Source organism: Pandoraea morbifera (genome assembly GCF_902459575.1).
GTDB lineage: Bacteria > Pseudomonadota > Gammaproteobacteria > Burkholderiales > Burkholderiaceae > Pandoraea > Pandoraea morbifera.
In genome coordinates this window covers 272,982-297,787 of the sequence record NZ_CABPSD010000003.1, presented here as the reverse complement: position 1 = coordinate 297,787, position 24,806 = coordinate 272,982, and the positions used below count along the sequence as shown (strand labels likewise).

General features: G+C 66.0%; 20 protein-coding genes. 6 read left to right on the top strand and 14 right to left on the bottom strand.

The features are described from left to right. Positions 1–13: 13 nt before the first annotated feature. From PMO31116_RS07455 to PMO31116_RS07420, 8 genes are all read right to left on the bottom strand, one after another. Positions 14–1,198 carry an acetyl-CoA C-acyltransferase gene (locus PMO31116_RS07455; protein WP_150566159.1) on the bottom strand — a complete coding sequence of 395 codons (1,185 nt, stop codon included), beginning with the start codon at positions 1,196–1,198 and terminating at the stop codon, positions 14–16. Between the two features lie 169 nt (positions 1,199–1,367). Beyond that, complete coding sequence (locus PMO31116_RS07450) at positions 1,368–2,867, bottom strand: M81 family metallopeptidase (protein ID WP_150566158.1); 1,500 nt, start codon at positions 2,865–2,867, stop codon at positions 1,368–1,370. Continuing rightward, positions 2,864–4,126 carry a Zn-dependent hydrolase gene (locus PMO31116_RS07445; protein ID WP_150566291.1) on the bottom strand — a complete coding sequence of 421 codons (1,263 nt, stop codon included), beginning with the start codon at positions 4,124–4,126 and terminating at the stop codon, positions 2,864–2,866. The genes PMO31116_RS07450 and PMO31116_RS07445 overlap by 4 nt, the downstream gene beginning before the upstream one ends. A 120-nt stretch (positions 4,127–4,246) precedes the next feature. Then, entirely contained in the window at positions 4,247–4,948 is a 702-nt protein-coding gene (locus PMO31116_RS07440; RefSeq protein ID WP_150566157.1) for an ABC transporter ATP-binding protein, read from the bottom strand. Continuing rightward, positions 4,945–5,712, bottom strand: coding sequence for an ABC transporter ATP-binding protein (locus tag PMO31116_RS07435; protein ID WP_150566156.1), 768 nt, complete (start codon positions 5,710–5,712; stop codon positions 4,945–4,947). Before PMO31116_RS07435 ends, PMO31116_RS07440 begins: the two co-directional genes overlap by 4 nt. Further along, entirely contained in the window at positions 5,709–6,734 is a 1,026-nt protein-coding gene (locus PMO31116_RS07430) for a branched-chain amino acid ABC transporter permease (protein ID WP_150566155.1), read from the bottom strand. The genes PMO31116_RS07435 and PMO31116_RS07430 overlap by 4 nt, the downstream gene beginning before the upstream one ends. Then, positions 6,734–7,591: a branched-chain amino acid ABC transporter permease gene (locus PMO31116_RS07425; RefSeq protein ID WP_023598179.1), complete on the bottom strand. Its 858-nt coding sequence runs from the start codon at positions 7,589–7,591 to the stop codon at positions 6,734–6,736. The genes PMO31116_RS07430 and PMO31116_RS07425 overlap by 1 nt, the downstream gene beginning before the upstream one ends. 166 nt (positions 7,592–7,757) lie before the next feature. Further along, positions 7,758–8,963 (bottom strand): ABC transporter substrate-binding protein, encoded by a 1,206-nt coding sequence (locus PMO31116_RS07420; RefSeq protein ID WP_150566154.1) that lies wholly within the window; start codon positions 8,961–8,963, stop codon positions 7,758–7,760. A 251-nt stretch (positions 8,964–9,214) separates the two neighbouring features. On the opposite strand from PMO31116_RS07420, the gene PMO31116_RS07415 reads away from it, so the two are divergent. Beyond that, on the top strand, positions 9,215–10,195 hold the full coding sequence (locus PMO31116_RS07415) for a FadR/GntR family transcriptional regulator (RefSeq protein WP_246185184.1): 981 nt from the start codon (positions 9,215–9,217) through the stop codon (positions 10,193–10,195). 17 nt (positions 10,196–10,212) lie between these two features. Here the strand turns inward: PMO31116_RS07415 and PMO31116_RS07410 are convergent, their stop codons facing one another. From PMO31116_RS07410 to PMO31116_RS07400, 3 genes are all read right to left on the bottom strand, one after another. Further along, on the bottom strand, positions 10,213–11,385 hold the full coding sequence (locus PMO31116_RS07410) for an agmatine deiminase family protein (RefSeq protein ID WP_150566153.1): 1,173 nt from the start codon (positions 11,383–11,385) through the stop codon (positions 10,213–10,215). A 75-nt stretch (positions 11,386–11,460) separates the two neighbouring features. Then, positions 11,461–12,060 (bottom strand): molybdopterin-dependent oxidoreductase, encoded by a 600-nt coding sequence (locus PMO31116_RS07405; protein ID WP_150566152.1) that lies wholly within the window; start codon positions 12,058–12,060, stop codon positions 11,461–11,463. Between the two features lie 140 nt (positions 12,061–12,200). Continuing rightward, the gene (locus PMO31116_RS07400) at positions 12,201–15,965 is read right to left on the bottom strand and encodes an AfsR/SARP family transcriptional regulator (protein ID WP_150566151.1); all 3,765 of its coding nucleotides are present in this window, start codon (positions 15,963–15,965) and stop codon (positions 12,201–12,203) included. Between the two features lie 943 nt (positions 15,966–16,908). Between PMO31116_RS07400 and PMO31116_RS07395 the strand changes: the two genes are divergently transcribed. Continuing rightward, positions 16,909–19,152: a TonB-dependent receptor gene (locus PMO31116_RS07395; RefSeq protein ID WP_150566150.1), complete on the top strand. Its 2,244-nt coding sequence runs from the start codon at positions 16,909–16,911 to the stop codon at positions 19,150–19,152. Between the two features lie 34 nt (positions 19,153–19,186). Next, positions 19,187–19,873, top strand: a complete 687-nt coding sequence (locus PMO31116_RS07390) for a Fe2+-dependent dioxygenase (RefSeq protein ID WP_150566149.1) — start codon at positions 19,187–19,189, stop codon at positions 19,871–19,873. Positions 19,874–20,005: 132 nt separating this feature from the next. Here the strand turns inward: PMO31116_RS07390 and PMO31116_RS07385 are convergent, their stop codons facing one another. Both PMO31116_RS07385 and PMO31116_RS07380 read right to left on the bottom strand, forming a co-directional pair. Continuing rightward, positions 20,006–20,575: a Spy/CpxP family protein refolding chaperone gene (locus tag PMO31116_RS07385; protein WP_150566148.1), complete on the bottom strand. Its 570-nt coding sequence runs from the start codon at positions 20,573–20,575 to the stop codon at positions 20,006–20,008. 232 nt (positions 20,576–20,807) lie between these two features. Next, positions 20,808–21,215: a DoxX family protein gene (locus PMO31116_RS07380; RefSeq protein WP_150566147.1), complete on the bottom strand. Its 408-nt coding sequence runs from the start codon at positions 21,213–21,215 to the stop codon at positions 20,808–20,810. 381 nt (positions 21,216–21,596) lie between these two features. Between PMO31116_RS07380 and PMO31116_RS07375 the strand changes: the two genes are divergently transcribed. The 3 genes from PMO31116_RS07375 to PMO31116_RS07365 all read left to right on the top strand — a co-directional run bounded on the left by PMO31116_RS07375 (position 21,597) and on the right by PMO31116_RS07365 (position 23,711). Then, on the top strand, positions 21,597–22,184 hold the full coding sequence (locus PMO31116_RS07375) for a hypothetical protein (RefSeq protein WP_150566146.1): 588 nt from the start codon (positions 21,597–21,599) through the stop codon (positions 22,182–22,184). A gap of 122 nt (positions 22,185–22,306) precedes the next feature. Further along, positions 22,307–22,708, top strand: a complete 402-nt coding sequence (locus PMO31116_RS07370) for a PaaI family thioesterase (RefSeq protein ID WP_023598168.1) — start codon at positions 22,307–22,309, stop codon at positions 22,706–22,708. Between the two features lie 154 nt (positions 22,709–22,862). Then, a complete protein-coding gene (locus PMO31116_RS07365) occupies positions 22,863–23,711 on the top strand; it encodes a patatin-like phospholipase family protein (protein WP_150566145.1) in 849 nt (282 codons plus the stop codon). Between the two features lie 37 nt (positions 23,712–23,748). Here the strand turns inward: PMO31116_RS07365 and PMO31116_RS07360 are convergent, their stop codons facing one another. Continuing rightward, complete coding sequence (locus PMO31116_RS07360; RefSeq protein WP_150566144.1) at positions 23,749–24,759, bottom strand: D-2-hydroxyacid dehydrogenase family protein; 1,011 nt, start codon at positions 24,757–24,759, stop codon at positions 23,749–23,751. Positions 24,760–24,806 lie beyond the last annotated feature (47 nt).

The following is a 24,806-nucleotide window of genomic DNA, read 5'->3' as shown; positions in this document are numbered from 1 at the left end:
TGCATCTTGAACGTCAAAGACGTTCAAAGATGGCGGCGATGCCCTGTCCGCCGCCGATGCAGGTCGTCACGAGCGCATAGCGCCCGCCGGTGCGTCGCAGTTCGTGCACGGCCTTCGTCACCATCACCGCACCGGTCGCCCCGACCGGATGCCCCAGCGCAATGGCGCCCCCGTTCGGATTGACGCGGGACGCGTCCAGCGCCATCTCCCGCAGGAACGCACCGACGATCGAGGCGAACGCTTCGTTGAGCTCGATCACGTCCATCTGATTGATCCGAAGCTCGGCGCGCCGAAGCACCTCGCGCGTGGCGATCACCGGGCCGATGCCCATGTCCTCCGGCATCACCCCCACGCGCGCGTGGGCGATCAGACGCGCCATCGGGTGCCGACCGAGTGCGCGCGCGCGCTCACGGCTTGAGAGCAGGACGGCGGCGGCGCCGTCGTTGATGCCCGAGGCATTCGCCGCGGTGATGGTGCCGTCATTGCGGCGGAAGACCGGTTTGAGCTTCGCGAAATCGTCTGCGCGCGCGGCGGCGCGCACGCGCTCGTCGCGCGTGAACGTGGCCGGCTTGCCCGGCGAGCCGACGTCCACCGGCACCGTCTGTTCGTCGAAGTATCCGGAGGCCATGGCGCGCGCGGCCCGTTGATGCGAGGCGAGTGCGATGGCGTCCTGTTGCGCGCGGCTGATGTCGAAGCGCGCAGCGATGCGCTCGCCCAGCTCTCCCATGTGCGCACCGGTCATCGGATCGGTCAGTCCGCCCATCAGCGTATCGGCCGCGACGACGTCGCCCGGATGCGCGCCGAAGCGGTGCGCGGGCAGCAGGTACGGCGCCAGACTCATCGTCTCGGCGCCGCCGCCCACGGCGGCTTGTGCCTCGCCCGACTGGATGAACTGCGCGGCGAGCAGAACGGCTTCGAGCCCCGAGCCGCACAGACGATTGACCGTGAGCGCCCCCGCATGCGGGGCGATGCCGCCGCCGAGGGCCGCCACGCGGCCGAGGTACATGTCGGCCGGCGCCGTCTGATGCACGTTGCCGAAGACCGCCTGATCGACTTCCTCGCCGGAGACGCCCGTGCGCGTGAGCAGCGCCCGCACGACGCTTGCGCCGAGCTCGGCGGGCGGTTTGTGTCGCAAGCTGCCGCCGAACTCGCCGATGGGGGTGCGAACCGCCCCGAGAATGACCACGTCGTTGTCCATCGTCCTGTCCCCCGAACACGTCGGGCGATCGACCGGCGCACGCACGCGGCCCGGCGTTGAGGAAGATCGGATGAGGATCGCCCGACGTCTAAGCGTAGGACGCAATCGCTCGCGCGGCACCTGACAAGGTTGACAGGTGCCGCGCGTGGGTCAGGCGCGAACGGTACTGCTAAACCTGGAATGTCGCGTCGCCATCGAGCGGATACACCGGCCGTTTCACCCGCGAGAACGGGAACAGGCCGTAGTTCGAGCTGGTGACACCGTCGCTGTCGCATTCGACCAGACCGGCCGAGATCGGCACGAAGACCGGGCGGCAATACATGCGCGACTTGAGCAGCAGGAAGCGCTCGCTGCGCGGATCGAGGCCGACGCACGTGAACACGCCGTGATCCCACGGCTCGTGGGTACGCTCCGTGACCACGATGCGCGCCGGGCCGATGTCGAAGAGCACCGTGCGGCCCATATAGCAGCGCTGGCCGGTGTAGGTCGGACCGCTCACGACGTACTCGCCGTTGCTGATCCTGCGCACGATGCCCGTGAGCACCGTCGGCGTCTTGGTGATGCCCAACTGCGTGAGCGCGCGCTTGTTGCCGAGCGCGAGCGTGATCTCGGCGCCCTCGCCCGCGGCGATCAGCGTTGCCACGGCTTCCGGATCGCACAACGGCCCCACGCCAATGCCGGTCAGACCGCCCGCGAGCGCGGCGTCGAGCACGTCCATGGTGTCGCACGTGCCGCCCGACATGCAGTTGTCGCTGTGGTCGAGCAGCAATACCGGTTTGTTCGCGCCATCGGCGAGACGTTTCGCCTCGGCGATCGACGCCGCGAGCGGCGCGCTGCGGTAGACGAAGCCGTCGCGCTCGTCCCACGCCTGCGCGGCGATGCGGTCCGCCACCGCCTGTGCGCGTGCGATGCCCGCCGCGTCGCCCTCGGCCGTCACCACGACGCTAAGACATGGCGCGGGAATGTCGGCGAGCGAGAAGCCCGAGAACACCGACACCGCAAGAATGCCCTCCTCGGCTTCGGCGCGCCGCGCCGCCTCGATGGCGCGCTTCATCGCACCGTCGTGGCTCGTGCTGCGCAGCGAGTGCACCATGAGCGGGGGCTGGCGCCACACGACTTTCGGGCGACGCTTGCCCGCGAGCATGTCGAAGAGCAACCGCCCGGCGTGCTCGCCGGTTTCGTACATGTCGACGTGCGGGTAGGTCTTGAAGCCGACGACGATGTCGGCGTTGGCGATGATTTTCGGGGTGACGTTCGCATGCAGGTCGAGCGCCACGGCAATCGGTGTGTCGGGCGCCGCCTCGCGTACGCGCGAGAGCAGATCGCCTTCCCCGTCGTTGCTGTTCTCGGCAACCATCGCGCCGTGCAGGTCGAGCAGGATCGCGTCGACCCCCCGACTCGCGGCCACGATCCGGCCACAGAGTTCGTCGTACGCACCCGCCGCGACCGGACCACTCGGATTGGCACTTGCGGACACGGGCGTGATCAGTTGCCCGCCGGCCGCCTCGGCCAGATCGATGAACGCGGCCATGGCAGTGCGCATGCCCTTGTTCTCGCGATAGGCGGCCTCGTCGTATGTCGGCCCCTGATTGCCGAACGCCTCGAGCGGGGTCGGCACCGGCGAGAACGTATTCGTCTCGTGATTCATCCGCGCGATCATCACCTTCATGCGGCACCTCCCGCACGTTGGAGCATCGCCTGCAACAGCACGTTACAACCCGCTTCCAGATGCGCGGGATCGGCGTCTTCGATTTCGTTGTGGCTGATGCCGTCCTTGCAAGGCACGAAAATCATGGCCGTCGGCGCGATACGTGCGAGATACACCGCGTCGTGTCCGGCGCCGCTGATCGCGTCCATCGACGACAGGCCCAGTGCCCGCGCACCGTCGCGGATCGCCGCGACGAGTTCGGGCGCGAACGGTTGTGGCGGGAAGTACACGACCTGCTCGATGGCGACGTCGATCCCGTTCGTGCTCAGTGCGGCACACTCGGCGCGCAACGCGGCGTTGAGTGCATCGAGTGTGGCGTCGTCCGCGGCGCGCAGATCGACGGAGAGCTTCACGCGCCCGGGAATCACATTGCGCGAGTTCGGATAGTTGTCGACCCAGCCAACCGTGCCGCGCGCGTGCGGCGCGTGCTCGCAGGCAATGCGGTTCACCGCCTGGATCAACTGTGCGGCGGCGAGCAGCGCGTCTCGGCGCAGTTCCATCGGCGTGGGGCCCGCATGCGCTTCCATACCCGTGACGGTGACGTCGTACCAGCGCTGACCAAGCGCCCCCTGCACGACACCGATGGTCTTGTCGTGGGCTTCGAGCACCGGCCCCTGCTCGATGTGCGCCTCGAAATATGCGCCGACCGCGCCGGGACGTCCGACGGCGGAGGTCTCGCCGGCGTAGCCGATGGCGTGCAAGGCGTCGGCGACGCTCACGCCATCGTGGTCTCGCTGCGCCAGGGCATGTTCCAGCGAGAAAGCCCCGGCGTAGACGCCCGAGCCCATCATTACCGGGACGAATCGCGAGCCTTCCTCGTTGGTCCACACGGCGACCTCGAGCGGCGCCTGCGTCACGACGCCGTTGTCGTTGAGCGTGCGCAGCACTTCCAGGCCGGCGAGCACGCCGTAGTTGCCGTCGAACTTGCCGCCCGTCGGCTGGGTGTCGATGTGGCTGCCGGTCATCACCGGCGGCAGGGTGTCGTCGCGTCCGGCGCGGCGCGCGAAGAGATTGCCGATGGCGTCGACGCGCACCGTGCAACCGATCTCCCTCGCCCACTTCACGAACAGATCGCGGCCCTGGCGGTCGAGGTCGGTCAGCGCGAGGCGGCAGACACCGCCTTTTTCCGTGGCGCCGATCCGTGCGAGCTGCATGAGGCTGTCCCACAGACGCGCGCCATCCACGCGCATTGCGGCAGCCGGTTGATCGAGACGTTGCATGTTCATGGATCCTTCAGTGCACGCGGCACGGTGTGCGCGACGCCGCGTGCGTTGGCAAATGGCGCATGCCGCGCCGGAGCCTCCGGCAAGGCGGCATGCGTCGCGAAATGCGGGGGGCGCTCAGGCCACGCCCACGCCGAGATAGCGATCCTTGACCACTTCGTCGGCAAGGAACGTCGCGTTGTCCGCGCCGTACACGATCACGCCCTGCTCGACGATGTAGTGTCGATCGGCGAGCTGCGTGCAGACTTCCAGGTTCTGTTCGACGAGCAGGATCGCCACGCCCGCCTGCTTGATGAGCTTCAACTGCGCCACGATCTCCTCGACGATCACCGGCGCGAGCCCTTCGACCGGCTCGTCGAGCATGAGCAGACGCGGGTGATTCATCAGCGCGCGCCCGATGGCCAGCATCTGCTGCTCGCCGCCGGACAACTGGGCGCCGCCGTTCTTGCGGCGCTCCTGAAGGCGAGGAAAGATCCGGTAGATGTCCGCCAGTTGCCACGGCGAATCGCGTCGCGCGCCGAGCTTGAGATTCTCTTCGACGGTGAGCAGCTTGAAGACGCCGCGATGCTCCGGCACGAAGCACACGCCGCGCGCGGCAATGCGGTGCGCCGGTTGTCCGGCGACCGGTTTGCCGAGGAACGCGATGCTGCCGGCGCGAGGGGGAACCACGCCGGCAATGGTCTTGAGCGTGGTGGACTTGCCGGCGCCGTTGCGGCCAAGCAGCGTGACGAGCTCGCCGTCGCCGACGGAAAGCGACACGCCCTGAAGAATGTGGCTCTTGCCGTAGTAGCTGTGAATGCCTGCGACGTCGAGAATCATGCGCGGCCTCCGGTGATCATGTTGCCGAGGTACGCCGCGCGCACGCGGTCGTCGGCGCGAATCGCGTCGGGCTTGCCTTCGACGAGGACGCGGCCCTGCTGCATGACGGTGATCGTGTCGGAGATGTCCATCACGATATTCATGTTGTGCTCGATGAGCACGACGGTGTGGTCGTCGCGCAGGCCGCGAATGAGCTGCTTCATGTCGTCGAGGTCGTCGATACCCATGCCCGAAGTGGGTTCGTCGAGAAAGATTGCCTTCGGGCGCGCGGCGAGCGCCATTCCGACTTCCAGCCGGCGCTGCTGACCGTGCGAGAGCAAGCCGGCGGCGGAGTCCGCGTGACGCGTGAGTGCAAGGCGGGTGAGCACGTCGTCGACGATCTCGGCGCAGGCTCGGGCGCCGTCGGCCTTGCGCCAGCAAGACAGCGCGCGACGCGGTGTGACGCCCAGGGCCGCCAGGCGCAGGTTCTCGCGCACCGACAGGTTCTGGAACAGTGCCGTGACCTGAAACGAGCGCGCGATGCCGCGTTGCACGCGGCGATAGTCAGCCTCGGTCGTGACGTCGTGTCCGTCGAACAGGATGCGCCCGCCCGAGACCGGCACGGTACCGGTCAGCATGTGAAAGAGCGTGGTCTTGCCCGCGCCGTTCGGGCCGATGACGGAGTGCACGGTGCGCGGTGCCACGCGCAGGTCGACGCCGTGCAGCGCCGTGAATTTGCCGTAGCGCTTGACGATGCCCGAGGCTTCGATCAGTGCGTCGCTCATGTCGGGTCTCCCTGCGTATCCAGTTTGCCGCGCTCGCCGTTCTCGCCGTTCTCGCCGCTCTCGCCGTTCGCCGGGCCGCGTTTGCCGGCAACGCGTTGCCACAACGACTCGCCCACGCCCCACAGCCCGCGATGCATGAACAGGCTCACGGCGATGAGCAGCAGCCCGAGCAAGAGCAACCAGCGTGGCCAGAGCGTGGAGAGCCAGTCGGCTGCGAGCACGTAGAACGCTGCGCCGAGCACCGAGGCGAACAGATTGCCTGTGCCGCCGATCACGGTCATCACCAGAATCATCTCGCTCGTGTGATATTCGATGTTCGACAGCGGTGCGATCCCCGTCATCAACGCGTGCAGCGCGCCTGCGAGCGCCGTGACGGCGCCGGAGATGGCGAATGCCACGAGCTTGAACGTCTTCACGTGATAGCCGATGGCCGCGGCGCGTGTTTCGTTGTCGCGAATCGCGAGCAGCGTGCGCCCGAACACCGAATCGGCGACGCGCAGCAGGATGGCGAAAACAATCAGGAAGATCACCGCGACGAAGGTGTAGTACTGCCAGGGCGACTCGAGCGGAATCAGCGTCCTGCCGCCCAGGGAGAGCGAATTGCGCGGGATGTCGAGCAGGCCGTTGTCGCCGCCGGTCCAGTCCGTGGCGGTATAGGCCACGAAGTAGAACATCTGTGCGCACGCGAGCGTGAGCATGACGAAGTACGTGCCCTTCTGCCGGATCGCGAAGCTGCCGACGATCGCGGCGATCGCCGCGCCGAGCACGATGGCGATGACGACCGCGAGCGGCATCGGCAGCGACGTGCGGGTGAGCATGATGCCCAGCGTGTAACTGCCCAGACCGAAGAAGATGCCCTGGCCGAACGAGAGCAGGCCTGTGTAGCCGAGCAGCAGGTTGCAGCCGAGCACCGCCAGCGCGTAGACGAGCACTTCGGTGGCGAGCGTGCCCGACGAGAGCGTTAGCGGCAGGATCAGGGTGACGGCTGCCGCGAGAAGCCAAAAACGGTAACGTGCCAGCATCATCCCCTCCCGAGCAGGCCGTGCGGGCGCATGAGCAGCACTGCCGCCATGGCCACGTAGATCATCAATCGTGCGCCTTCCGGCCAGATCGTGCTCATCAGGCTTTGCACGATGCCGATCACGAGGCCGCCCACGAGCGCCCCGGCAAAGCTGCCCATGCCGCCGATGACCACCACCACGAACGCGATGCCGAGCGCTTCGATGCCCATGAACGGTTCGACACCCCGCACCGGCGCGGCCAGCACGCCGGCCAGTGCCGCCGTGCCCGCCCCCAACGCGAACGCGAAGCTGAACACCCGGAACACGTTGATGCCCAGCAGAGAGACCATCTCCGACGATTCGCTGCCCGCACGCACGGCACTGCCCAGGCGCGTGCCTTCGAGCAGCCACCAGAGCACCGCGGCAAACACGGCCGTGAAGCCGATGAGAAACAGCCGGTACTTGGGATAGATGAAGCTGCCCCACATCACCACGCCGTCGAGCATTTCGGGCACGGCCACGTTGTCGCCGAGCGGGCCCCACACGATGATGACGAGTTCCTGCACCACCAGGGCGAGCCCGACAGTGACGAGAATGTGGAATTCGTGCGCTTTCTCGTAGATGCGCGAGAGCAACACCTTCTCGGCGATCCAGGCCAGCGCGCCCACGACGATCGGACACACGATCAGGGCGAGCCAGAACGACAGGCCCCACTGCAGCGCCTGATAGCAGAAGTAGGCGCCGAGCAGATAGAAGGCGCCGTGCGCGAAGTTCACGAAGCGCAGCAGGCCGAAGATGATCGACAACCCGACAGCCAGCAGGAAGTACAGCATTCCGATGCCGACGCCGTTGATGACTTGCAGCAAATAGACGTTCATGCGCGTCCCGGGGAACGTGAGTGGACGTGAAGTCCTCCGCGCCGCGGCGTACTCGACGTACGGTGTGGCACGGACGACGCGCGGGGTGACGACGATGCGTCCCCCCGCAGGCAATACCCGACGCCTCGACGGCGTTATGGCGTTATGGTGCTATGGGACTAAGGCATCAAGCCATCTTGCACTCGGTCTTGTCGAGCGGAAGGAAGGACTTCCCGGCGCTGACGATGTCGGCGAAATCGTCGGCGTTCTTCATTTTCGACTTGGCCTTGCCCTTGAGCAGATAGTAGTTCTTGAGCACCTGGTGATCGCCCTTGCGGATCTCTTCCGGACCCGTGAGACCGTCGTACTTCATGCCTTCCATGGCGGCGATCACGGCCTTCGGTTCGGCGCTGCCCGCCTTGACCATGGCGTCGAGCATGAGCTTGGTGCAAATGTAGGAGCCGGCGAGGCTGTAGTTCGGGTTCTGCTTGAAGCGGTCCTGCGTGCGCTTGACCAGATCGAGGTTCAGCGGCGAAGCCACGGCGTGCCAGTACTGTGCGCCGAAGTACACGCCGTCGCACAGATCGGCGCCGAGCGTCTCGAACTGCTCCAGACCCGAGGCCCACGCCATCAGGATCGTGCAGTTCTTCTTCATGCCGAAGCTCACTGCCTGACGCAGGGCGTCGGACGATTGCGAACCGAAATTCAGCAACAGCAACACGTCCGGCTTGGCCGCCATCGCGTTGGTGAGGTAGCCGGAGAATTCCTTTTCCGAGAGCGAGTGATAACTGTTGCCGACGTGTTCGATGCCCTTTTCCTTGAAGATGTTCTTCGCGGCGGTGAGCAGGCCCTCGCCGAACACATACTGCGGCGTGATCGTGTACCAGCGCTTGGCCTTGGGCATCGACTCGATGAGCGGGCGCACGGTCTGCTCGATGGCGCCGAACGTCGGCACGGACCAGCGGAACGTTGCACTGTTGCAATCCTTGCCGGTGATCTCGTCGGCGCCCGCAGTCGTGATAAACACGCCGCCTGCCTTCTCGACTTCCTTGCCCATGGCGAGCGCCTCGGACGACAGGATGCCGCCCGCGAAGAAGCGCGCGCCCTTTTGCTGCGCGATTTCCTGAACGCGGCGGATCGCCGTGGCGGGTTTACCCTCGGTGTCGAGCGTGGTGTAGGCGAGCGGGCGGCCGAGCACCTTGCCGTACTGCTCCACGACGAGTTTCATGCCGAGGTCGGCGAACTTGCCGTTGGCGGCAAACGGTCCCGACATCGGCACCGGGCAGGCCAGTTGGATGGCGCCGGAGCCCTGTGCGAACACGTCGCGAGTGGTGAATAGGGAGGCAGGCAAAGACGCTGCGGCGGCGAGCTTCAACAGTTCACGACGATTCAATTTGGTCTCCAGGGAAGGGAGCAATCGTTCATGGGGTGCAAACGTGCAGCGCGTCACACAACGACCGGCCAGAGACCTGAGAAAGCGACCTGACAGTAACGACTTGCAACGTCCGGGCCTTATCCCTATCCGTCATATTTATTATGATAAATAGGATGAATTTGATCGTAGGTATAATGCTTTTCAGTGTCAACCGGAAAAAAACCCGAAGCCGATGCCGTCTTTTCCGACGGTAACTCACGAGGCGCCACATGGCATTGGATCCGCAAACGATGCGCGAGCCGTTGGAAATCAAACAGCAGAAACGCGGCGATCTGGTCGCCGAAGCCATCAAGCGCCTGATCACGGAAGGCAATCTTCTGCCCGGCGATCGTCTGCCGCGCGAAGTGGAATTGCAACAGATGTTCGGCGTGTCGAAGAGCACCATTCGCGAAGCGCTCAAGTCGCTCGAAGTGCAGGGGCTCATCAAGGTGAGCACGGGTCCGTCGGGCGGGGGCATGGTGGTGGAGGTGCCGCTCGAGCGCACCTTCCAGCTGCTTCAGAACTATCTCTTCTTCAAGGAAGTGAGCATCGACGACATCTACACGGTGCGTCAGTTGCTCGAGCCCGAGCTCGCCGCCGGCGCGGTGCCGCATCTGACCGAGGCCGACTTCGAGGCGCTGGAGCACAACATGGCGTGCTGCAGCCCGGCGTCGCAAGATCGGCGCGAGCTGCTGCGCCAGCGTCAGGCCGACGTCGACTTTCACGACATTCTCGCGGCGGCGAATCCCAACAGCTTTCTGCGCTTCACGTGCGAACTCGTCAACGAGATGATTCGCCAGCTGATCGTGTTCGGCAACGAGACACCGCGCCGCGAGCACGAAAAGTTCGGCACGGCCAACGTGAACATTCACCGGCAGATCACCGACGCGGCGCGCGCGGGCGATGCGTCGCGCGTGCGCGAACTGATGCAGATCCACATGCAGGAAGCGCGCACGTACATCAAGCGGATGAACGGCAAGTTGCGCGGTCGCCTCATTCTCGATTCGGACATCGTCGACATGCAGCAACGCGCGCGTTCGCACAAGAACAGCAGCGCGACGGCGCCGAAGACGGCTCGGACCATTCGAACCTCTCGGGCGGCCGGGACGACGAAGACGACGAAGACGATGAAGCCTGCGAAGGCAAGCGCAACGGCCGGTGTCGCTGCGAAGTCGCCGGCAGCGCGAAAGCGTCGCGTCGTGGACGACTGACTTCGCGCGATTGCCGCTTAGCGCGCGGCTGTGGCCGGCTGCTGCTGCGTGCAGCAGTGAACGCCGCCGCCGCGCCGCGCGATGGCGCGTAGCGGCAACTGCACGATGCGGCGCTCGGGAAACGCCCGCTGGACGATCTCGCGAGCCTGCGCATCCGTCGCCGGATCGCCGAACGCCGCCATCACGACGCCGCCGTTCGGCAGATAGAAATTCACATACTCGGGCGCAAAGTCGGCGTCGTTCGCCACGTCGGCGGGCAGGGCATCGAAGTCGGGCGAGCGCAGCAGGCCGATGTCGAAATGCCGGCCGCGCGCGTCGCGCGCGAGCAGCAGCGCCCGCAGGTTTTCACGCGCTTCCCGCGACCACTCGTCGTCGCCGTCCGCACCGGTTGCCAGCAGCACGCCTGGGCGCACGAAGCTGGCCACTCCGTCGACATGACCGTCGGTAATCGTGTCGAGCCATGAACCCGGCAACCACACCACGTGCGTCGCCCCCAGCCAGTGACGGAACAACGTTTCGGCCTCGCGACGCGTGAGGCCGGGATTGCGGTTCGGGTTGAGAATCGAAGTCTCCGTCACGATCAGCGTGCCCTCGCCGTCGACAAGCAGCGATCCGCCCTCGGCCACGATCGGCGCGGCCGATGCGTTCACGCCGAGCGTCAGCGCGACGCGTTCGGCCACGAGCGGGTCCGCCGCGGGCATTGGGCGCAGCTTTCTTCCCCAACTGTTGAAGTTCCAGCGCACCGCATGGAGCGAGGCCGTCTCATCGACCACGAAGGTCGGCCCGGTGTCACGCATCCAGTGATCGTCGACCGGCATGGGGTGGAGCGTGGCGTTGGCGGGCAGCAGACGCAACGCTTCGTCGAGATGCGCGGGATCGACGGCGACGTGCAACGGCTCGAACCGCGCAATGGCGTGGGCGATGCGTCCCAGTTCGTCGACGACTTCGGCGCGTCGTGCACCCGACAGGACCGTGTGGCCGGGCCACGCCATCCAGCCGGCCGCGTGCGGATGCCATTCGGGCGGCATGCGCCAGGGGCCGTTGGCCGGGGCATCGGCGCGGGTATCCGCTCGGGTATCGACTCCGCCGTGGGTGCCGCAGTCGTTGTCGCGGGGGGGGCCGTTGTGCGTGCGGCCGGTGGCCGTGCGGGTGGCTCGAGGCGCGGGGCGCCTGGAAAAGGTGTCCGTCATGGTCGCGCTGCCATCAATGAGGTGCCGGGAGAATTTGCCGCCAGTGTAGGGGGCGCTCGGCACGCGCGGATGACCTCAGGGCGGTGGCGAATCGGCCAGATGGACGCAGAGCCGCTTGAGCGCACGCACCTGGCGCAGCGCCACGCGAAGATCGCCTGTCGAAATTAGGCCGATGCCTCCCTCGTCCTCGCCCAGCGGCTGCCCGTCGCGCTCGTAGACGACGAGGGCGCCCACGCCAACCGGGGTGTTGTAGAGCTCGTGCCACGAGAACATGACGGTGTAGCCATCGGCGCCCTGAGCCAGCACGAAGGCGCGTGTGAAGTCGCGTGCCCGCGGCATGCGCAACTGCGCGACATCGAGCAGCGCGCTCAGGCGAACGCCCTTGTAGTCGCTCGCGCTACGCACCTTGCGACCAGAGAGACACGTGACATCAAGCGCTCCGGTCAGTTGCGTGGGCAGGCGCCGCAGCGCGCAAAGATCGAACGAATGACGGCGCTTGACGCAACCGGACACGACGACCTCGTGCGAGGCGAGTGGCGGGGGGCAGCGGGTGGCCGCGGGCCTGGATGTGGGCGCAAACGAAGGGGGCGTTGCCATCTGGCGCGCTTCGGCGTGGGTGGCGAGTCGGGCTTCCGTCGGGGCGGTCGACGGCACGCGCGGGGAGTCGATGGGCATGACGGATTCGGCGTAGGTGGATTGGGGGCACCAGCCGTCCCAATATAGCGACCGGGCGCCGCCCGGACATACGCGCCGCCTGATAGCCGCTATTTACATGAGCGGGAGGCGTGCGCCACCGTCAAGCCGGTGCGGCGCGCTCAGCTGCCGAATCTGACGGTACGCCGCTCGGGCCGCCGCGCAGCGACTTCCGCGAGCATGGCGCGCGCTTCCTGCACGTCCGCCAACGTCTCGCCGCCATGCAGCGCATCGAGGGCATCGCGCAGGATCGCGACGCAGTCGGCGTCGCGTTGCGGGTCGTCGTCGCCCAGGCGCAGCAGACTCAGCGCCGCGCGAAGCGTGAGCATCGGCGACGCCTGGGCCTGGGCGATCTGCAGCGCATGCTCAAGCCATGGACGCACGCTGTCGATGGGGTGATGCCCCGCGCGCAGGAAGTCGCCTTTCTGGCGCAGGAATTCGGCCTGCCAGTGGCCGTCGGCGCGACGGGCCGCCACGTGCGCGCCGCGTTCGGTGACATGCAGACCGAGCGCGATATCGCCCGTGCCCGCGCACGCCTCGGCCATCATGCCGAAGAAGATGCCCTCGACGCCGCCCATGATTTCGCTTAGACGTCCGACACTGTCCGTAATGCGTTCGAGCCCGCTCGCGTCGCCGCGCGAGGCGAGTGCCCAGCCGCGAATCGTCTGCCCGGCAAGCGCCCACAGCGCCACGCCGGTCTCGGTCGCCACTTCGGTGGCTTCGCTCGCCAGCGCCTCGGCCGAGGCGACTTCGCGTCGCAGACGTCGCAACATCGCCGCGAACACCAATGCGAACGAAAAGGAGTAACGGCGGCCGCTCTGACGCCCCAGCGCCAGCGCGGTCTCGCTGGCCGAGAGCGACGCATCGTGACGCCCGGTGAACCAGTAGGCCCACGACAGGAACGACAACCCCGTGATGCGGGCGTCTTCGCCAAGGCCGGTGTCGGCATGCTCCGGACGGTAATGCGAGAGTCCGGTCTCCAGCGCGGTGACGGCACCGCCGAAGTCGCCGTGGCAGCACAGGCTGTTGCCCAGTGCGTAATACGCATGCGCGAGCAGCGGTGCGGCGTCGGCCTGCTCGGCGATGAGAATGAGCTTGCGCGCGAGCTCGACGCTGCGGTCGAAATCGCTCCACGAGCTCGACCCTAGCCACAGCCCCCAGTAGACCGGGAACAGGGCAATGTCGTCGCCCATCGGTTGCGCCAGGGCCAGCGCCGTCTCGAAGTTGTGACGCGCGGGTTCGGAACCGTACCCATGCAGCGAGACGAGCGGCACGCCGAGTGCCATGCGCAGTTGCAGCTCGCGCTGCGCGGTCTGCACCCCGCCGCCGGACTGACGCAGCACGTCGAGCGCGCTCTGATAATGCGCGCAGGCTTCGCGGAACGCCTGGCGCTCGGTCGCGTACTGGCCCGCGAGACGATAGTGCTCGATGGCGGCGTCGGGTTCGTCGGCCTGACGGAAGTGCCAGGCAAGCACTTCAGGCTCAGCATGGACTGCCGCCGTACCCTGTTCGCGCATGGCGAGCGCAATGCGACGATGGGCGTCCTGACGTCGCTCCTGTGGTTGCGCGTCGTATGCGGCCTTGTGCAGCAGCGCATGACGGAAGACATAGCGGCCGTTGTCCTGGCGGTGCACGAGCGAGCAGGCGACGAGCGTATCGAGCGCGCGCTCGACGAGCGTCATCGACCGGCCGCTCGCGGCCGCGAGCAGATCGGCGTCGAACTCCTGGCCGAGACACGACGCGAAGTGCGCCACAGGCTTGGCGCTGCCGGCGGCGTCGATGCGCGCCATCATCAGCTCCTGGAGGCTCGCGGGCATGGGCATCGCGCCAGCGGCGCTGCGTCCGCCTTGCTGCGCGGCGGTTGCGCGCGCCAGTTCCTGCAGGAACAGCGGCACCCCCTCGGCGAGTGCCACGATGCGCTCGCGCATCGCCGCCGGCAGGGCGATGCGTGGCGTGGCGGCGCGCACGATCGAGGCCGCCGCGCCCGCGTCCAGCGGCATCAGATCGATGCGGCGCAGTGCCGCCGTGTGGCGCCAGGGAAGTTCGAATTCCGGGCGCGCACAGACAACCAGCAAGCGACCGGACGGCGGATTTTCCACCATGAACGCGAGCAGTTCCTGCGTGGAGGGGTCGACCCAGTGCGCGTCGTCGAGCACCAGTACGCCGCCGTCGGGCAGCAATGCGGCGAGCAGGGCGGGCGCCTCGTCCAGCACGGCCTGCTTCCAGGCGTGTGGCACGTTGCCGTCGGCCTGCATGTCGAACAGCGCGCGAAGGCGCCGATGCGCGAGCAGGGCGGGTTGCGGCAATTGCGACGCGTCGTCTGCCGACTGCGTGCGCAGCCAGCGTGCGATCGGATGAAAGGGTGTGCCGGCGCCGTCTTGCGCACAGGTCAGCTCGATGGCGCGCAAGCTGCGCGTCTCGATGAAGTGACGCACCAGTGCCGATTTGCCGATACCGGCTTCGCCGATCACGAGTGCGGGCACGCCGTGTCCGGCGTTGGCGCCCCGCACGGCCATGTGCACGGCCGCGAGGTCGGCGAGCGCGGCATCGCGCCCGAAGAGCATGGCGGCGCGGCGGCGAGAACGACGCTCCGGGGTCGGGTCGGGATTGACGCGAAAGACCGGGATGTCGCGATTGGCGTGGCGTTCGCGCACGCTGCCGTGCGACGTGGTGGCGATCGACACGCCGATGAGTCGCTGCGTGGCGTCGCAAATCACGACTTCGCCGGGCAGCGCCATGTCGGCGAGCTGCGTCGCGCAGCGTGAGACGCGCCCGCCGGTGTCGGGGCTGTCATCGGCGACCGAGCTGATGACCAGGCCGGTGTGCACGCCCACGCCGATCCCGACGTGCGCGGTGCCGGCATGCACGCAGCGCATGGCCGCCTCCACGGCGTGGCGCCCGGCGCCTTCGAGTGCGGTCGGATAGCCGAAGTAACCCAGCAGGCCGCCGGTGGGCGTGCGCAGCGTGTAACCCCACGACTGGCGCAGGATCGTTTCGCATTGCACGAGCGGCGGGCGCATCATGCCCACGAACTGATCGGGATCGTCCATGCCGCCGCTGGGCGAGAACTCGATGGCCACGACCGTCAACTGGCGGCGCTCCGGACCGGTGGCGCGTTGTTCCATGCGCGCGGGCGGCGTCTCCAGCAACTGCGTGAGGGCCTTGCCGGGGAGCTCGCCGAGTTCCTCCTGCAGAATGCCGCACAGGCGCTGGTATTCGGTCTCGGCGTCGTCGCGGCGACCGGCGCGCAGCAGCAACGCAAGCAGGCACTGCCAGCCAGACTCGTCGAGAGGCGCGAGCGCGACGAGCTGGCGCGCGTGCGCGAGCGCCTGATCGAGATCGCCCAGGCGCGCGTAGCCATCGGCAAGCAAGCGCTCACCGAACACGCGGCGGCGCTGGTATTCGTCGCGTTGGAGTTCTATCCATTGTTCGAGATCGGGCGTGTCGCGCACCGACAGGCCATGCAGAAACGGCCCCTGATAGAGCGCCACGGCGTCCGCCAGATGCTGCAGTTGCGCTGCCAGATCCAGACCGGTGACGGTATCGAGCGAGCGGCTCGCCTGCTCGATCATGCTCGCGAACGCGTGGGCATCGATCCACAGCCCCGTCTCGGGGCGCAGTCGTACGACCTGACGGTCGGATTCGAAGAGTTCGTCGCCCAGGGTGTCGCGCAGGTGGAACAGCATGCGCTTGAGCTTGTCGCGCCCGCCCTGGCCGTCTTCATCGGGCCAGAACAGGTCTGCGAGGGCGCCGCGCGTGTGATAGCCCGGTTGCAGGGCGAGATAGGCCAGCAAGCCGCGCGCCTTCGTGTACTTCACGGCGCAGGCTTGTTTGCCTTGTTCGACCCGCATTGGACCGAGCAGGTAGAGCGATCTGGTGGCTTGCATTGTCCCTGGACGGCAAATAGGCAACACCGGCGCACACGCAGAGGCGTTGTACCGGTGTCGCGAATTTCATGATGTCGTCGCGCCGGCCCGATCGGTTCGGAGTGCGGCGTGAGTACCGCATTCGGGGCCAAACCCACCGGACCGCCGGCGTGACGCCAAGGCCGTTCCGGGGGGGCTCCGGCCAAATGCTTCACGTATTACAGACCGAAGTATAAACACACGTATGAACTCCGTCGGAAATACCTGAGAAATTCTCGCGAAACTGTCGGAATTGCGCCATACGCGCAGCTTTTCATGGCGGGCAGCGGTCAGCCGGCCCGTGAATCCGACCCCGTCGGTATCGATGCCATTCGTCGGGGTGCCGCCCCACCTGCCGACTGCGATCATGAGCGGTTCGACGTCGCATCGGTCGCCGGAAAGGCGGACGCGACGTGTCGGATGCCTGATCGAGCCGGTTCGTCGCGGCGAATGCGCTTGCCAACGCGCCTCGGGCGAGGGGCGTCGGCATCGGCTCCGGTCGGGCGCTTGCAACGCAGGATGCATCGATACACGCTCGCAGCGTGGTTCCAGGGACGGCGCGTTGCGTGACGTCTTGTCAGTCGAAACCCGGATCGCGCCGTATTTGCGCGTGTCATGCAAAAAAATTAAGCATCCAAGATTCGATGATGCCTGGGGAATACCCGTAGATTCGTCGCCGCCGCCGCCGCGACGACAATGCCACGTCGAAAGCGCAATGCGCTTGCTTTCATTGACTTACCAACGTCATGCACTTCATTGGTGCGGAATTGTGGCGCATGGCGTGGGAAACAAGCGGAGTTTCAGCAAAGGCGGTGAGCAATTAGATATTGAAATGCAAATCATTCTTATTTATATTCGCGACCCAGACTGTTTCGCTCACTCGCTCACCCATCGGCGGTAGTTTCGCCGTTCTTCGACAACGATCATGACGCAACGCAAGCCCCTCGCGCTCGCGATGATGGCGCTCTTCGCCACGCCGCTCGCCCTTCCCTGTTCCGCTTCGGCCGCCGCGCAGGGCGCGGCCGTTTCCGAGGCGACCACGGCAGCCGAAGCCGCCACCTCCGGAACCGCGCCGGCCGCTCCCGCCGCGGCGTTGCCGCGAACCGACGTGTCGGGCGCGTCGATCCGCGACGAATACCAGCGTGACATGGCCACCGTCGGCGGCAAGGTGCCGACGGCGATCCGCGACATTCCACAGTCCGTCACGGTGATCGACAAGGCCGTGATGCAGGCGCAGGGCGCGACGTCGTTCGCCGATGCCCTGCGCAACTCGCCGGCCATCACGCTCGGCGGCGCCGAGGGCGGGCAGATCGGCAACAACATCAATCTGCGCGGTTTCACCGCGCGCACCGACATTTATCTGGACGGCTTCCGCGATCGTGGCCAGTACTATCGCGACACGTTCAATCTCGATTCGATCGAAGTGCTCGAGGGGCCGTCGTCGATGCTCTTCGGCCGCGGATCGACCGGGGGTGTCATCAACCAGGTGAGCAAGCAGGCGAACCTCAAGCCGCTCAACGAAGTGTCGGGCACCATCGGCACGAACGACAGGTATCGCGGCACGTTCGACTTCAATCGTCCGCTTTCGGACACCGCTGCCTTTCGCATCAACGGCTTCGCGCAGGACATCCACACCACGCGCGACGTCATGAACAATCGGGACTGGGGCGTCGCACCGACGCTCAAGCTTGGTATCGGGACCCCAACGCAGATCACGCTCTCGGCGCTGATCGAGCACAACCGCGACATGGCGGACTATGGCACGGTGGGTTACAACGGCAGTCCGCTGCCCATCTCCAAAAGCCAGTTCTACGGCCTGACGACCGATCGCACGGTGCAGGACGTGATGAGCTTCTCGGCGAAGATCGAGCACAAATTCGACGACAGCCTGAAGATCACCAACCAGACGCAGTACAGCCGCTATGTCATCGACGCCATCGAGACCTCGTCGCACGCGGTGGGCATTCGCAACGGCTCGGGCGGCTTCACCGCGCTGCCGGTCGGGCGCACGGCAGGGATTCCCTCATACTCGCTCGATCAGCTCTGGGTGCAGTTGCAGAGTCACGATCGCAAGATCACGGACTCGTCGCTGTACAACCAGACCGACGTGGTGAAAACGTTCACCACCGGGCCATTCACGCACACCCTGATCGCCGGGGCGGAGATCGGACACGATACGTACGAGAACCAGGCGTATTCACGCACCGGTGCCGGGCAGTCCACGGGGTTTCTCGGCTGGATTCCCGCCAATAGCACGGCGTACTACGCGAATCTGCCGAACGTGACGACCACTGCGGGCAATCTCGCGCAGGGGAGCGCGCAGACGCTGGCGTTTTATGCGAACGACACGATCGCGCTGAGCAAGCACTGGAAGTGGGTGGGCGGCCTGCGCTGGGATCGCTACAAGGCACAGCTTTCGAACACCACGAGTTCACCGGGCTACGCCACGCAAACGGTCAATTACACGAGCGTGCGCACCGGTGTGATCTACCAGCCCAGCGAGGCGCAGTCGTATTACTTCTCGTACGGCACGTCGTTCAATCCGTCGCTCGAAGCGCTGACCGTGACGAACAACACGCAGGCGTTGCCGCCGGAGACGAACGAGTCGTTCGAGGTCGGCAGCAAGTGGAATCTGTTCGACGACAATCTCTCGATCAACACGGCACTGTTCCAGATCACCAAGAACAACGCCCGCACGCAGACCGGCACTTCTGGGCAGTACTCCAACGCGGGCAAGGTGCGCGTGCGCGGCGCCGAGGTGAGCGCAACTGGACACCTCACGCCGAACTGGCAAGTGATGGGCGGCTACATGTTCCTGAACTCGCAGGTCGTGCAGGCCAACGACGGCACGCAGGGCAATGTGCTGGCGAATACGCCCCGCCATTCGCTGACCCTTTGGTCCACCTATACGTTCGGACACTGGGAAGTCGGCGGCGGCATGAACTACATGTCGATGCGCTATGCCGCGAACACCAACCTGATCCGGGTGGGCGGCTATACTCGTTGGGACGCCACCGTCGCCTATCATCAACCGAAGTACGACATCCGCCTGAATCTGCTCAACGTCTTCAACAAGACGTATTTCGACTCGCTCATTCCGTCGGACGGCGGCCGCGCCGTGCCGGGTGTCGGACGCACGGCCATGCTCACCGGCACGTACCGGTTCTGATCCAATCCCGATCGCTTTCGAAGGAAGTCCGCCGATGTTGCTGCGCATACCGAATGTCCTCAATCCGGATCAGGTGAACCGGGTTCGCGCCCGGCTCGACGGTGCGGGGCCTGCGTGGGTCGACGGACTTGCGACGGCAGGCTACCAGGGCGCGCCGGTCAAGCAGAACCAGCAGATCGACGAGCGCTCCGACGTTGCGCGGGAACTGGGCGACGTGATACTCGGTGCGCTGGAGCGCAACCCGCTGTTCATCAGCGCGGCGCTGCCCAACAAGGTCTACGCCCCGATGTTCAACCGCTACGGTGAAGGCATGCACTTCGGCAATCATGTCGACGGGGCGATCCGGCTCCAGCCGGGCAGCGGCATGCGCATTCGCACCGATATCTCGGCCACGCTTTTTCTCGCATCGCCGCACGAATACGACGGCGGCGAACTGGTGATCGAGGATCAGTACGGCGCGCATGAGGTGAAGCTGGCGGCGGGCGACATGGTGCTTTATCCGGCGACGAGCCTGCATCGCGTGAACCCGATCACGCGGGGCACGCGGGTGGGGTGCTTCTTCTGGGTGCAGAGCCTCGTGAAGGACGACACCCAACGCACACTGCTGTTCGACATGGACAACGCGATCCAGCGGTTGAATTCGACGGACGCCGACGACACCGCGAGACGCACGCTGGTCGGCTGTTATCACAACCTGCTGCGCATCTGGAGCGAGACCTGACGAGGTGCGCGCGCGAACGCGTCAACCGGTTCGCCGCACGGCATGAAAAAAACGCCCGATCCCCGGGCAATCCGGGAACCGGGCGTCTCACGACATGCCGGGCGATCGCGCCCGGCGGCGCTGGCCTCGCGCTTATTGAGCCTGACCTGCCGGCGGCTGCGTCGCCGGCGCGCCCTTGTGCATCGGACCTCGGTGCTGGCGTGCCTTGTCGTGCCAGGCCTTCATCTTGGCCCAACGCGCCTTGATGGCGTTGCTCACGAGCACCTTCTGATCGTTGTTCAGGCCGTTGTACACGTTCAGCCACGCGTCTTCGGTCTGGCTGCGCAGTTGGCGGTTCTGGTCGAACACCTTCTCGCGGGCCGCACGCATGCCCGCCAGATCGAGCACCTGCTGGTCCTTCGCCTGCGCGAACATCTCACGGAACTGCTCGCCGTTCTTGCGCATGGCCTCGCGATTCTGCTTCGACGTGTTCACCGCCTGCTGCCAGGCCTGTTCCTGCTGCGGGTTGAGCTTCAACTGATCGTGCAACTGTCGAATGTTGCCCAGGCCCCAGGGACCATGTTCGCCGCGCATGTGATGCATGGCGGCGTTGGGTCCCGTTGCCGGTGCCGTGGCGTCGGCGGCGTGCGCCAGACTGAACATCGAGCTGGCGGTGAGGGCGACGAGGGCGGCGGAGGCGGCGGCGATCTTCAGTTTGCGCATGGTGTTAACTCCTTTGGGTACTGCCGGAATTGGCAGTTTCAGAGTAAGTCATCGTCGCGACGAAGAAGTTGCAAAGTGCAACCGCTGTATTACCTGGCGTTACCGGCGCCCGCATTCGCAATATTCCGAAACGACTCGGCCCGCCCTTGCCGTCTGGCGACAGGGGCGGGCCGATCCAGCGTTCGCGCGAAACGACGCGAGCGTTTGGGGGCGCGGCAAGCGAACGCTGCAATCAGTCCCAGGTGCCGCGACCGCCCGACACGCTGTACCGTCCGGCGCCGAAAAGCATCACGCAGAGGCCGGCGAACAGATAGAAGCCCTGAAGTTCGAGCGCCCAGCCGCCCGTCTTCGCGAGGTCGCCGAGCTGGCCGAAGTGAACCAGTGTAAAGGCGATGATCATGTTGCCCACGACGAGCAGCCCACCCAGTCGGGTGAGCACGCCGAGAATCAACAACACCGGCGCGAGCACTTCGCCCAGATAGACACCGTAGGCGAGCCAGCCCGGCAGACCGTGCGACGTAATCATGCCCTGGATGAATCCCACGCCGTTGATGACCTTGTTGATGCCGTGAAACAGCAGCAGGATACCGAGGGTGAGGCGCAGGATCAGTTTGCCGAGGTCGTCTCTGGTGCTCTGCATGGTTGAGGCTCCTTCTTGAATCGCGGGGTCGCGAAAGGGGGCTGAAAGTAACGGGGTGACACGCTTAAAGGGTGACGTGCCGGCCAAATGGGCATCACTGTATCAAATCGTTACGGCGCTGTCTGCGGGTGTCCCAGCGATTTCAGGGACATAGCGCGATTCGGCCACGACGCGCCGATTACAAGCCGTTACTTTTCGGACTGCGCGGTTACACGGCCGCTGTCGGCGCGGTCTCGCGGTCCGCCGTTAATCCGCATAAGGACGCGGCGAATCGCTGGCAATCCCGCCACCGCCGAGCGTCCCCGCCGGTTTGCCGAACCCACCCGACATCGTGGTGTTCAGGCGTCCATCGAGCATTGCAAAGCCACTAAGGATTCCATCATGAACGTCCGTAAAACCCTGATCCTGAGCGCCGTGACCGTTGCCCTCGGCGGTGTGTTCGCCTCGCAGGCGTTTGCACAGGGCACTGCCACGCAAACTGCACGTGACATCCAGCAGCAGCAACGCATCGAGAACGGGCTCAAGAGCGGTCAACTGACCACGCGCGAAGCCTCCAAGCTCGAGAAGGGCGAAGCAAAGATCGACAAGATGCAGGCGCACGCCGACCATACCGGCGACACCGCCGCCGAGCAGGCGCGTATCGCGAAGGCACAGAACAAGGAAAGCGCGAAGATCGAGCAACTCAAGCACAACAGTAAGGCAGGCAACCCCGTGTCGGCGTCGTCGGAGCGCATGCAGTCCGACGTTCAGCGCAATGTGAACCAGGAAAAGCGCATCGCGCAAGGTCAGGCCGCCGGCACGCTGAGCCACCAGCAGGTGGGTAATCTCGAGCGCGGCCAGGCGCATGTGGACGCCGCCGAGGCGCATGCCGGAAAGAACGGTCACGTGAGCGCTGGCGAGCAGGCGGGCGTGCAGCACCGCGAGAACCATCAGAGCCAACGCATCCGCCGTGACAAGACGAACGGGTAAGCCGTTGTCGCCTGCCTCGAGCGGGCGTTCACATGCATGACCAGCGCGCCACCTCTTGCCGGGTGGCGCGCTTGTTTTACAGCTATCATCGGCGTCACAACGACAACCGGAGGACCGGCAGGATGGAACTGGTGCAAGCGCAGAAGCTGCTCGATGAACTCGTCTCGCCGTGGGTGCGGCAATTGAATTTGCGGGTCGAGGCGGTCGGGCCCGAGCAGAGCGAGCTGCGGCTGCCGTTCGATGCGGCCTTCAAGCATGCCGGCGGCGTGATCTGCGGGCAAGTGTTCATGTCGGTGGCAGACACGGCAATGGTGGTGGCGCTGTCGGCCGCGCTCGGCGGCTTCCAGCCGATGACGACCGTCACGCTCAATACTCAGTTCATGCGCCCCGTGACGGACGGCGATCTGCGCATCGTCGCGCGCATTCTGCGTCGCGGCAAGAACCTGGTGTTCGGCGAAATCGAGATCCACGACGCATCAGGCAAGATGGCCGTGCACGCCACCACGACGTACGCATTGCTGTAAGCGTCGGCGGCACGGCGGCGCAGCGGGGATCGCCCGCTCGTGTCGACGCGTTGCGTTGACGATTCGGCGATGCGGGCATATCGCGGCAGGAGAGCGGCGGTCGCACGCGAGCGCAAGGCGATTGCGCCACCCTATCAACCCACCGGGGTAACCCATGTTCGATCAGATCGTATTCGCCGGCGGCGGCAACCGTTGCTGGTGGCAGGCGGGATTCTGGGAGCGGGTGACGCGCGACGTACCGCTGCGTCCGCGCGTGATCACCGGGATATCGGCCGGCGCCGCCACGGCCTGCATGCTGCACATGCGCGAGTCGGACTGGGTGATGGACTATTACCGGAAGGCACTGGCGAGCAATCGCAAGAATGCTTACTGGGGCAATCTGCTGCGGCGCGAGCGTGTGTTCCCGCACTACCGGATTTATCGCCAGGCGCTGCTCGACATCTATGACGGGCAGCTCGACAAGCTTGCCGCCGGGCCGGAAATACGTGTGGGCATCTCGCACATCCCGCGCTGGCTGGGGCCTCGCTCGGCAACGGCGGCGGGCCTGGTCGCGTACAACATCGACAAGCACGTGCGTCGCACGCTGCATCCGACGCTCGCACGCCGCCTGGGCTTCACGCCGGAATTCGTGCGCGCGCAGGACTGCCGCACCGCGGCCGATCTCGCCGACCTGATGCTGCAGTCGTCGTGCACGCCGCCGTTCACCCCGATTCTGCGGCGCGGGGGGCGGGCCGTGCTCGACGGCGGCATGGTCGACAACGTGCCCGTCGACGCGCTCGACGCCGTGCCGGGGCAGGTGCTCGTGATGGTGACGCGCCGCTATCCGCGTCCGCAGATCTTCACACAGCACCATGCGGGGCAGGACCGGCTTTACGTGCAGCCGTCAGAGGCGGTGCCGATCTCCAGCTGGGATTACACGCGTCCCGACATGATGCGCCCGGCTTTCGAACTGGGCCGGCGCGACGGCGAGGCGTTCCTGCGCCATCTGGACATGCGGAAGTAGGGGCCGTTGCGAAGACCGACGATGTCGGCCGCCGCCCTCAACGTCCGAAGCCGAGCAGCGCGGCCGGATTCGCGACGTGCGAGCGATCGCCGTTCAGGAAGTCGACGATGTTCTGGAACGCCACGCGGAAATACATTTCGTAGCTCTCGCGCTCCACGTAGCCGATATGCGGCGTGCACACGCAATTCTCCAGCCGCAGCAGCGGATTGCCTTGCAGGATCGGCTCGCTCTCGAAGACGTCGATGGCGGCCATGCCCGGACGCCCGCGGTTCAAGGCTGTGATCAGGGCATTCTCTTCCACCAGTTCCGCGCGGCTCGTGTTCACGAACAGGGCGGTCGGCTTCATCTGCAACAGGTCTTCCAGTTTCACGACGTGACGCGTTTCGTCGTTCAGACGCAGATGCAGCGACAACACGTCGCTCTTGGCAAAGAGTTCTTCCTTGCTCCCGGCCACGCGCAGACCGTCGGCGGCGGCGGCCTCGCGTGAGCCTTCGCGGCCCCACACCATGACTTCCATGCCGAACGCGCGGCCATAGCCGGCCACGAGCCGGCCGATCTTGCCATAGCCCCACAGGCCGAGCGTCTGGCCGCGCAACACCTGCCCGAGCCCGAAGTTCGGCGGCATGCTCGACGACTTCAGCCCCGACTGCTGCCAGGCGCCGTGCTTGAGGCTGGCCACGTATTGGGGAATGCGGCGCTGGGCGGCCATGATCAGGGCCCACGTGAGTTCCGCCGGAGCCGTCGGCGAGCCCACGCCCTCGAGCACGGCCACGCCGCGCGCGGTGCAGGCCTCGATGTCGATGTGGTTGCCGGCGCGACCGGTCTGGCTGATAACGCGCAGACGCGGCAGTTTGTCGATGAGTTGCGCGGTGATGGCGGTGCGCTCGCGAATCAGGACGAGCACTTCCGCTTCGCCGACCCGGGCGGACAATTGCCCGACACCCTTCACCGTGTTGTTGAAGACCTTGACGTCGTGACCGGCCAGCAGGGAGAAGCAGTCGAGCTTGCGCACAGCGTCCTGATAGTCGTCGAGAATGGCAATTTTCATGGCAAAACGTAATCGGGTCGGTGCCGGACGATGCGTCCGGCGCCAAC